6 protein-coding genes are annotated in these 6,530 nt (G+C 75.4%); all 6 read right to left on the bottom strand.

What is annotated here, in order from left to right; all coding sequences use genetic code 11:
- Nucleotides 1-140 precede the first annotated feature (140 nt).
- The 6 genes from hypE to hypA all read right to left on the bottom strand — a co-directional run bounded on the left by hypE (nt 141) and on the right by hypA (nt 6,350).
- On the bottom strand, nt 141-1,214 hold the full coding sequence (gene hypE / locus ACFY93_RS28700; RefSeq protein ID WP_391364307.1) for a hydrogenase expression/formation protein HypE: 1,074 nt from the start codon (nt 1,212-1,214) through the stop codon (nt 141-143).
- Nucleotides 1,207-2,355: a hydrogenase formation protein HypD gene (gene hypD / locus ACFY93_RS28695; RefSeq protein ID WP_391364305.1), complete on the bottom strand. Its 1,149-nt coding sequence runs from the start codon at nt 2,353-2,355 to the stop codon at nt 1,207-1,209. The genes hypE and hypD overlap by 8 nt, the downstream gene beginning before the upstream one ends.
- Complete coding sequence (locus ACFY93_RS28690; protein WP_391364303.1) at nt 2,352-2,633, bottom strand: HypC/HybG/HupF family hydrogenase formation chaperone; 282 nt, start codon at nt 2,631-2,633, stop codon at nt 2,352-2,354. The genes hypD and ACFY93_RS28690 overlap by 4 nt, the downstream gene beginning before the upstream one ends.
- Before the next feature lie 93 nt (nt 2,634-2,726).
- Nucleotides 2,727-5,150 (bottom strand): carbamoyltransferase HypF, encoded by a 2,424-nt coding sequence (gene hypF, locus ACFY93_RS28685; RefSeq protein ID WP_391364301.1) that lies wholly within the window; start codon nt 5,148-5,150, stop codon nt 2,727-2,729.
- 76 nt (nt 5,151-5,226) lie between these two features.
- Nucleotides 5,227-5,949, bottom strand: a complete 723-nt coding sequence (gene hypB / locus ACFY93_RS28680) for a hydrogenase nickel incorporation protein HypB (protein WP_391364411.1) — start codon at nt 5,947-5,949, stop codon at nt 5,227-5,229.
- Nucleotides 5,949-6,350: a hydrogenase maturation nickel metallochaperone HypA gene (gene hypA, locus ACFY93_RS28675; RefSeq protein WP_391364298.1), complete on the bottom strand. Its 402-nt coding sequence runs from the start codon at nt 6,348-6,350 to the stop codon at nt 5,949-5,951. Before hypA ends, hypB begins: the two co-directional genes overlap by 1 nt.
- Between the last annotated feature and the right edge of the window lie 180 nt (nt 6,351-6,530).

Genomic DNA, 6,530 nt, shown 5'->3' with positions numbered 1-6,530 from the left:
GCCGCCCCGGGGCGCGGGGTTGTAGCGCGGCCGGGTCCGCGCAAAACAGACCGCGCGGGGGGGGGCCCCCGGGGGGGGGGCCCCCCCCCCGGGGGGCGCCCCCCCCCCCCGGCCGCACCGGCGTACGGGGCCGGTACCGGTCAGCAGATGCGCGGCAGCTGTTCGCCGAGCGGCAGGTCGACGACGCGGGTACCGCCCAGGCCGGTGGAGACCACCACCATGCCGGGGTGCTCGGTGACGCACTCGCCGACGATCCGCGCGCCCGTGCCCTGGGGATGGCGGCGCATCGCCTCCAGCACGGCGTCGGCGTGGGCGGGCGGCACGAGGGCGACCAGGCGCCCCTCGTTGGCGACGTACAGGGGGTCGAGCCCGAGGAAACCGCAGGCGTTGGCCACCGCGTCCGGCACGGGGATGTCACGGTCGCTGAGGCGGATGCCGGTCCCGGAGGCGCGGGCGATCTCGTTGAGGGAGGCGGCGAGTCCGCCCCGGGTCGGGTCGCGCAGGACGTGCAGGTCGGGCGTGACGTCCAGCATCGCGGCGACCAGGTCCGCCAGCGGCGCGGTGTCGCTGACCACCTCGGACCCGAACTCGATGCCCTCCCGCACGCTCATGATGGCGATGCCGTGCAGGCCGATCGGCCCGCTGACGATGACGACGTCACCCGGTGTGGCGCGCTGCGGCCGGATGTCGACGCCGTCGGGGATCAGCCCGAGCCCGGAGGTGGTGACGTAGACGCCGTCGCCGTGCCCGGACTCCACCACCTTCGTGTCGCCCGTGACGACGATGACGCCCGCCGCCGTGGCGGCGGCGCCGACGCTCTTGGCCACCTGCCCCACCACGTCGAGCCCGACGCCCTCCTCGAGGACGAACGCGGTGGACAGGAAGGCGGGCCGGGCGCCGCTCATGGCGAGGTCGTTGACCGTGCCGTTGACCGCCAGGTCGCCGATGCAGCCGCCGGGGAAGAACAGCGGCCGTACGACGTAGGAGTCCGTGGAGAAGGCCAGGCGGGCCCCGCCCAGCGTCACGGCGGCCGAGTCGGCCATGGCCGACAGGGTCTTGTTGCCGTACGCGGGGACGAAGACCTGCTCGATCAGTTCGGCGGAGAGCGCGCCTCCGCCGCCGTGCCCCATGACGACGACGTCCTGGGCGCGCAGCGGTGCCGGGCAGCTCCAGTTCGCCGGGTCGACCGGGGCCGGTGCGGCCGTGTCAGCCAACGGGGTTCATCTCCTTCGGGGGCACGGACGCGGAAGCCCCGGGCGCGGCCGGGGCCTGCATCCGGCGGTAGAGGTAGTAGGCGGCGCAGGCTCCCTCGCTGGAGACCATCGTGGCTCCGAGCGGGTTGCGCGGGGTGCACGTGGTGCCGAACGCCTCGCACTCGGTGGGCTTGATGAGCCCCTGGAGGACCTCGCCGCTGCGGCACAGGGGCGACTCCTCGGTGCGGATGTCGCTGACGTCGAACCTGTGCTCCGCGTCGTACTCACGGAAGGCCTCGGCCAGCCGCCAGCCGCTGTCCGGGATGACGCCGATACCGCGCCAGGCACGGTCCGCGACCTCGAACACCTCCTCGATCATGGCCATGGCGGCGGGGTTGCCCTCGTCGCGCACGGCGCGGGGGTAGGCGTTCTCCACCCGGTGCTCGCCGCGTTCGAGCTGGTGCACGGCGCGGCGGACGCCCTCGAGGATGTCCAGCGGCTCGAACCCGGTGACCACGATCGGCACACGGTGGCGTTCGGCCAGCCGGGGGTACTCGTGCGTGCCCATGACGCTGCACACGTGGCCCGCGGCGAGGAAGCCCTGCACGCGGCACGCGGGCGCGGTCATGATCGCCTCGACGGCCGGGGGGACGCGCACGTGGGAGACCAGCAGGCTGAAGTTGCGCAGGCCGAGGCGGCGGGCCTGGTGGACGGTCATGGCGTTGGCGGGCGCGGTCGTCTCGAAGCCGATGCCGAAGAAGACGACCTCACGGTCCGGGTGGCGGCGGGCCAGCTCCAGAGCGTCGAGCGGGGAGTAGACCACGCGTACGTCGCCGCCCTCGCCCTTGACCCGGAACAGGTCGCGGTCCGTGCCGGGGACGCGCAGCATGTCGCCGAAGGAGCAGAAGATGACGCCCGGCCGGGAGGCGATCTCCAGGGCCTTGTCGATCACCTCCAGCGGGGTGACGCAGACCGGGCAGCCGGGTCCGTGGATCAACTCGACCTGGTCGGGCAGCAGTTGGTCGATCCCGTGCCGGATGATGGAGTGCGTCTGCCCGCCGCACACCTCCATCAGCGCCCAGGGCCGGGTCACGGTGGCGTGGATCTCGTCGAGCAGCCGCCGGGCCAGTTGGGGGTCGTTGAACTCCTCGATGTACTTCACCGGCCGCCTTCCTCCGCCGCGGCGCGCTCCCAGGCGTCGCCGAATTCCTCATCCATCAGGCCGAGCTGCTCGAAGAGTTCCAGTGACGCCCGCGCCGAGGCCTCGTCGAGCCGTTGCAGCGCGAAGCCCACGTGGACGATGACGTACTCTCCGACCTTCACCTCGGGGACGTACTCGAGGCACACGTCCTTGCGCACCCCGCCGAAGTCGATCAGTCCCGTGAGCGGACCGTCGCGTTCCTCGATGGCGAGCACTCTTCCGGGCACTGCCAGACACATGGCTACTCCGTTCTCGCTGTGCTGCAGGTCTGTGGGTCCGCGGAGGGCCGCCGGTCCGCGGAGGGCCGCCGGTCCGCGCGGGGGCCGGAGGGCCTACGGGCTCTGTGGGCCGGGGCGCTGTTCGCGGGCCGCCACGACGAGCTGGCCCAGGGCGAGGCCGCCGTCGCCGGGCGGCACCTCGCCGTGCCGCAGGACCCGGAAGCCGGCCGCCGCCAGCCGCGCGGTGCACTCCTCCTCCAGGAGGGCGTTGGCGAACACGCCGCCGGTCAGCACCACCGTGGCCGTGCCGGTGGCACGGCGGGCGCGCTCGCAGATCTCCGCCACCATGGCGGCGACGCCCCGGTGGAACCGGGCGGCGACCACGGCGGGACCGGTGCCCCGGCGCACGTCCTGGAGGACGGCGCGCAGCACCGGGGCCGGGTCGCAGAGCAGCGGCGGCGGTCCGCCGTTCCCCCCGTGGCCGGGCGCGATGCCGAACGTGTACGCGCCGGCCGGCTCGGACCAGGCGCGGGCCGCCTCGGCCTCCAGTTCCACGGCGGCCTGGGCCTCGTACCCGGCGCGGTGGCAGACCCCGGCGAGGGAGGAGACCGCGTCGAAGAGCCGGCCCATGGAGGAGGTCGCGACGCAGGCCAGCCCCCGCTCCAGCTGCCGTTCCAGCACGGCGAGTTCGGCCGGGGAGCAGGCGGTGACACTGGGCACGTCGCCGTCCCGGGGCAGACCGGCCGTACGGAGCCGGGCGAGCGCGGTCCGGCAGGGGTTGGCGACGCCGGTGTCGCCGCCGGGGAGCGGCGCGGGGGTCAGGTGGGCGAAGCGGTGGAAGCCGTCGTAGTCGGCGATGAGCACCTCGCCGCCCCAGACGGTGCCGTCGTCGCCGTACCCCGTGCCGTCGAAGGCGACGCCGATGACGGGGGTGGTGCCGTCGAGGCCGTGCTGCGCCATCGCCGAGGCGACGTGGGCGTGGTGGTGCTGGACGAGGCGCGGGGGCTCCTGCCCGCTGTGGCGGTGCGCCCAGCGGGCGGAGTGGTAGCCGGGGTGGCGGTCGGCGGCGAGGAGGCGCGGGGTGACGCCGGTGAGCCGCCGCAGCCGCAGCTGGGCGTGGTGGAGGGCGTCGAGGGTCGCCAGGTCGCCCATGTCCCCGATGTGCGGGGAGAACCAGGCGTCGTGGCCGGAGCCGAGGCAGACCGCGTTCTTCAGGTCGCCGCCGACGGCGAGGGCGGGCCGGACGGGCACCGGGAGGGTGACCGGCCGGGGGACGTAGCCGCGGGCGCGGCGCAGGACGAGGGTCGTACCGTCGGCCCGCACCCGCACCACGGAGTCGTCGCAGGGCGCGTCGACGCGCCGGTCGTGGGCGAGCCAGGCGTCGGCCAGCCCGGCCAGCCGGGTCAGTGCCTGGGCGTCGTCGGTGACGATGGGTTCGCCGGAGCGGTTGCCGCTGGTCATGACCAGCAGCCGGGGGCCGGGAGGGTCGCCGGGCAGCCCGAGGAGCAGCTGGTGGACGGGGGTGTAGGGCAGCATGACGCCGACGTGCGGGCTGCCGGGGCAGACCTCGTCGGCGAGCGGACCGGACGGTGTGCGGCGGCGGAGCAGGACGACGGGGCGGCAGGGGCCGGTGAGCACGGCCCGTTCGGCGGGTGTCACCGTCGCGACGCTCTCGGCGGTGGCCGGGTCGGCGCACATCACGGCGAAGGGTTTGGCGCCGCGGGCCTTCCTGGCGCGCAGGGCCCGTACGGCCGCGGGGTCGGTGGCGTCGCAGGCGAGGTGGTAGCCGCCGAGGCCCTTGACGGCGACGATCCGGCCCTCGGCGAGCAGCTGCCGTGCCCGGCGCAGGGCCTGCTCGCCGTGCTCGGGGCGGCCGCGGCCGGGAGCGGGGGTCAGCGTCAGCCGCGGGCCGCAGTCGTGGCAGGCCACCGGCTGGGCGTGGAAGCGCCGGTCGGCGGGGTCGGTGTACTCGGCGGCGCACCGCGGGCACATCGGGAAGTCCGCCATGGTGGTGGTCGCGCGGTCGTACGGGAGGGTGTCGGTGAGGGTGAAGCGCGGGCCGCAGTGGGTGCAGGTGATGAACGGATGGCGGTGGCGGCGGTCGGCGGGGTCGGCCAGCTCGCGCAGGCACTCCTCGCAGGTGGCGGTGTCGGGTGGCAGCCGGGTCTGTCCGGCACTGTGCCGTGAGGGCCGGATGGTGAAGCCGTCGGTGCCCTCGGCGGTGAGGTCGTGGTGCCGGATGCCGGTCACCTCGGCGAGCGGCGGCGCCTGCCCGGCCAGGCGGGCGCAGAAGCGGGCCACGGTCTCGGGGGCGCCCTCGATCTCGATGAAGACGCCCGAGCTGTCGTTGCCGACGAATCCGGCCAGGGCGAGTTCGCGGGCGAGGCGGTGGACGAAGGGCCGGTAGCCGACGCCCTGGACGACGCCGCGTACCTCGATCCGGCGTCGCAGCGGGGCGGGTGCGGGTGCCGTCGTGGGCGTGGCCGGGGCGCCGGGGGCGTCCGCCGGGGTGGCCGGCCGGGCCGGGGCCTCGGTCATGACATCACCGTCCTGTGCCGCGTACGGGCTCGGCCGGTGTCCGGGCGGGCCGGCGGGCCGCTGTCTCCCCGGCCGCTCACAGCGCGTCGGTGACCACGGAGTGGGTGTGGGGCCGCACCGCGAGGACGGGGCGGTGCGGGGGCACGCCGGAACGGGCGCCCAGCGCGCGGTCGAGCAGGGAGCGGGTGCCCTCGCCGGACCGGGCGCTGGTGCGGAGGACCTCCACACCGGGGTTGACCCGGTGGATGTGGTCCCGGAAGGCCGCCTCGTCGAAACCGGCCGCGTCGGCGAGGTCGGTCTTCGTCAGGACCACCAGGTGGGCGGTGCCGAACGCGGTGGGGTACTTCAGCGGCTTGTCCTCCCCCTCGGTGACCGCCATGAGGACCACGCGGAGGGTCTCCCCGAGGTCGTAGGCGGCGGGGCAGACGAGGTTGCCGACGTTCTCCAGGAACAGCAGCTCGGTGCCGTCGGGCAGCCAGTCGTCCAGGTGGCCGCGGAGCCGGTCCGCCTCCAGGTGGCAGAGGCCGCCGGTGAGGAGCTGCTTGACGGGGGCGCCGGAGCGGGCGAGGCGCTGGGCGTCGTTCTCGGTCGCCAGGTCGGCGGTGAGCGCGGCGACCCGGACGCCGTCCTGTACGGCCAGTCTCAGGACCTGGCCGAGCAGTTCGGTCTTGCCGCTGCCGGGGCTGGACATCAGGTTGACGGCGGTCACCCCCCGCCGCGACAGATCGGCGCGCAAGCCGGCGGCGAGGCCGTCGTTCTTGGCGAGTACGGCCTGCCGCACGTCGACGGACCTGCACATCATGCGCTCGCTTCCTGGGGGTCGGGGGACGGGGCGGCCGCGGGGCACGACTCCGGGGCGGTGAGCTCGACCCGGCCGACCTCCAGCTCCCGGCCGGCGAGGACGTCCGCCGCCGGGGCACCGCAGCCGGGGCACGTCAGATCGGGCGGCGAGCCGACGGTGAACCGCGTGTCGCAGGCCTCGCAGCGGGCGACGGCGGCGATCTCCTCGATGTCGAGCCGCGCGCCCGCGAGCAGGGTGCCCTCGGCGGCGAGCTCGAAGGAGAAGCGCAGGGCGTCCGCGACGACTCCCGAGAGTTCTCCGACGCGCACGTGCACGGACTCCACCCCGACGGCGCCGTGGCGGCGGGCCACGTCCTCGACGGACTCGACGACGGCGACGGCGACGGACAGTTCGTGCATGGACGGCGACGCTAGGTGCGGGCGGGGGCCGTGGAGCGGGGGCTGGCCGTGCGCCCCGGGCAGGTTCGCTCTTTCGGGCGCCGTCCGGTCCGGCGTCCGGGTCACCGCGGTCCGCGCAGCGGCGCCGCCCGGCCCGGGGCGGCCGACGGGGTGCGCGGGGCCAGTCGTGGACAACCACCC

Origin of the sequence: Streptomyces sp. NPDC008313, from assembly GCF_042956125.1 — a bacterium.
Classification (GTDB): domain Bacteria; phylum Actinomycetota; class Actinomycetes; order Streptomycetales; family Streptomycetaceae; genus Streptomyces.
This window is presented reverse-complemented; position numbering and strand designations above follow the sequence as displayed.